The organism is Herbaspirillum sp. UBA812, from assembly GCF_002296545.1.
GTDB classification, from domain to species: Bacteria; Pseudomonadota; Gammaproteobacteria; order Burkholderiales; family Burkholderiaceae_D; genus Herbaspirillum; species Herbaspirillum huttiense.
Window position 1 is genome coordinate 30,150 of record NZ_DBIC01000329.1, and the last position, 2,828, is coordinate 32,977.

The following is a 2,828-nucleotide window of genomic DNA, read 5'->3' on the forward strand; positions in this document are numbered from 1 at the left end:
GCGCAGGAAATCCACATCGGGCGTCTCCTGCAGCTTGCGGGCGATGCGGTCGGTGATCTGCTCCTGCACCTGGCGCGCGGTGGCACCGGGCCAGTCGGTCTGGATCACCATCACCTTGAAGGTGAAGGGCGGGTCTTCCGATTGCGACAGGCGCGAGTAGGAACCGATGCCCAGCAGCGTCACCAGCGCCAGGATGAAGGTCACCAGCGCCTGGTGCTGCAGGGTCCAGGCGGAGAGATTGAAACGGCCGGGCGCGCTCATAGGGCGAAGTCCTCGGCGTGCAGCGGGGCGACCGGCTTGACCTTCTCACCCACGGTGAGGGTATGCACGCCCTGCACCACCACCTTGTCCTGTGTGGCCACGCCTTGCGAGAGCGAGATGCTGCGCTCGCCGTAGGCCGCGACGGTGACCGGACGCAGTTCCAGCTTGCCATCATTGGTCACGACCCACACCGCAGGCTTGCCGCCTTGATGGAACAGGGCGGTGGCCGGGAGCAGCAGCACCTGGCCCTGTGCCGTATCGGCCGGTGTGATCTTCACTTCACCGGTCATGCCGAGGCGCACGCTGGCGTCCGGCTGTTCCAGCGTGACCTTGATGCGGAAGGTGCGGCTTTGCGGATCGGCCGCCGGGCTGACCTCGCGCACGCGGCCCTTGTACGTCTTGCCGGGCAGGGCCGCCAGCGTGACCTCGGCCGCGGCACCGGGCTGCAGGCCGGCCAGCTGGCGGTCCGCGACATCCGTGACCACGTCCACTGCGCCCGACCAGGCCAGCGAATAGACCGGCTGGCCAGCACCCAAGACGTCACCGGTATTGGCCTGCTCGGCGCTGATGACGCCATCATGCTGGGCTACCAGGGTGGTGTAGTCGCGCTGGTTGCCTGCCACCGAGGCGCGGGCCTGCGCGGCCTTGAATTGCGACAGCGCGGCGGCATGCGCATCCTGGCTCTGCTCCAGTTGCTGGGCACTGATGAGCTGTTCGGCGGCTTGTGCAGTATCACGCTGCAACTGCTTCTCCGCTGCATCCAGATGCTGGCGGGCGGAGGCCAGTTCGGCGCGCGCCGAGGCGGCATTCTGGTCGGCGTCCGAGGGATCGAGACGCGCCAGCACCTGGCCCTTGCGCACGGCGTCACCCAGATGCACGCGGCGCTCCACCAACTGGCCGGCCACGCGGAAGGAGAGCGAGGTTACATAGCGCGACTGCAATTCGGCCGGCAGGTGCAGCGGCCGGGTGCTGCCGCGTTCCTGCGCCTGCAGCACCACCACTTCGCGCGGGGCATCGGCGACCGGGGCCGGCTTGCTGCAGGCCGAGAGCAACAACGTGAAGGGAATCGCCAGCAGCGCCATGCGCGCCAGCGGGACGCGGCGAGGAGCCGAAAGAGACGTGGAAAGACGGCCGGAACACGGACGGGAGACTGGCTTCACAGCATTCCTTTCGGGAAAGGGTGGTGTCAGGTGTCGGACCGCGGCGCGTTCCGCATCTTTACAAAAGTTCAGCGATTCTAATGCACATATGAATTCAAATGCAATCCTGTATCCGAATACAACAGTGTTAGAATCCAGCCCCATGACACGCCAACGACTCAGCCGCGAGCAAAGCCGTGAGCAGACCCGGGAACGTCTGCTGGAGGCGGCGCACGCGGTGTTCATGCAGAAGGGATACGCGCAGGCCAGCGTGGAGGATATCAGCACCGCCGCCGGATACTCGCGCGGGGCCTTCTACTCCAACTTCGATGACAAGGAGCAGCTGTTCTTCGAGCTGCTGCGCCGTGAAGGCGAGAGCATCGACCGCGGCTTCGAGCGCATCCTCGGTGGCGAACTGACCGACCCCGATGCCCTGCGCGACGCGCTGGCAGTGCAGTACTCGGCGCTGTACCGCGATGACAAATGCAGCCTGCTGTGGATGGAAGCGCGCATCATCGCCTTGCGCGACGAAAAATTCCGCGCCCAGCTCGATACCTTCCTGGAGCAGCGCTACGGCCAGATCACCCGCTTCGTCGAAGCCTACTGCCGCCTGACCGGCACCGCCCCGGCCGCGCCGCCGCGCGAGATCGCCATCGGGCTGATGGCCTTGTGCGAGGGCGTGAGTTTTTCCTATCGCTGCGTACCGCACATCGTCGATGGCAAGACCGCAGAATCGGTGCTGGCGTGGTTCCTCAAGGCGTCCATTGCGATTGCCGCACCCGGTGCCGCAGTGCTTGCAAGTCCTGCTGCCTGAGAAATCGCTGCAACAACTGGTATCACCTCCCCTGCTCGTGTTGTTGGCAGGCTGCATCCTGCGGTCTGGAAGCTGCGCGTACTGGCGCTTGCTGCTATATTCCGTTTCGAAAAAAAGGCGGCCTGCTCGCCCTTTCCTGCAGATAGCCACGTGAGGCAATTCCCGGAACAGAAATGGACGGGCCACGCATCTGGTCTGTGACGTTCCGGAGTCCAAAATTCAAATCCTGAAGCGCGATGTGCAAAGGGGCTGGGTGATCATGGTCTTGATGGCCATCCTGCTCGGCGGCGGTGCCATCTACCAGAGTCACCAGCAGGCGAAAGAAACGGCCATCGGCCATGCGGCCAACATCACGCTGGTGATGCAGCGCGGCTTGCAGCGGCACGCAGAGTTCTTCTGTTCCGTCCTTGATTCCATCGGCGAGCGCTATCGCCAGGTGCTGCATTTCCCGGTGTCGGGCAGCGAGTTGGGATCGTTTCTCTTCACGGGCGGACAAGCCAATCGCTACATCGTCGAAACCGCCGTGCTCGACAAGCACGGCCTCCTGGTCTCCAGCTCACGCAGTTCGCCGGCGCTGCTGACCAATGATTTCAGCGATGCGCCTTTCTTCCAGG

4 protein-coding genes are annotated in these 2,828 nt (G+C 64.5%); 2 read left to right on the top strand and 2 right to left on the bottom strand.

Annotation, left to right across the window (positions count from 1 at the left end; all coding sequences use genetic code 11):
• Both B3873_RS22255 and B3873_RS22260 read right to left on the bottom strand, forming a co-directional pair.
• Positions 1-261, bottom strand: a 261-nt coding sequence (locus B3873_RS22255; protein ID WP_286869128.1) for an efflux RND transporter permease subunit, incomplete at its 3' end; no start/stop codon positions are given.
• On the bottom strand, positions 258-1,421 hold the full coding sequence (locus B3873_RS22260) for an efflux RND transporter periplasmic adaptor subunit (protein WP_414651565.1): 1,164 nt from the start codon (positions 1,419-1,421) through the stop codon (positions 258-260). The genes B3873_RS22260 and B3873_RS22255, both read right to left, overlap by 4 nt.
• A gap of 142 nt (positions 1,422-1,563) precedes the next feature.
• Here B3873_RS22260 and B3873_RS22265 point away from each other — a divergent pair, with 142 nt between their 5' ends.
• Both B3873_RS22265 and B3873_RS22270 read left to right on the top strand, forming a co-directional pair.
• Complete coding sequence (locus B3873_RS22265; protein ID WP_121042426.1) at positions 1,564-2,214, top strand: TetR/AcrR family transcriptional regulator; 651 nt, start codon at positions 1,564-1,566, stop codon at positions 2,212-2,214.
• 238 nt (positions 2,215-2,452) lie between these two features.
• Positions 2,453-2,828, top strand: a 376-nt coding sequence (locus B3873_RS22270; protein WP_286869129.1) for a hypothetical protein, incomplete at its 3' end; no start/stop codon positions are given.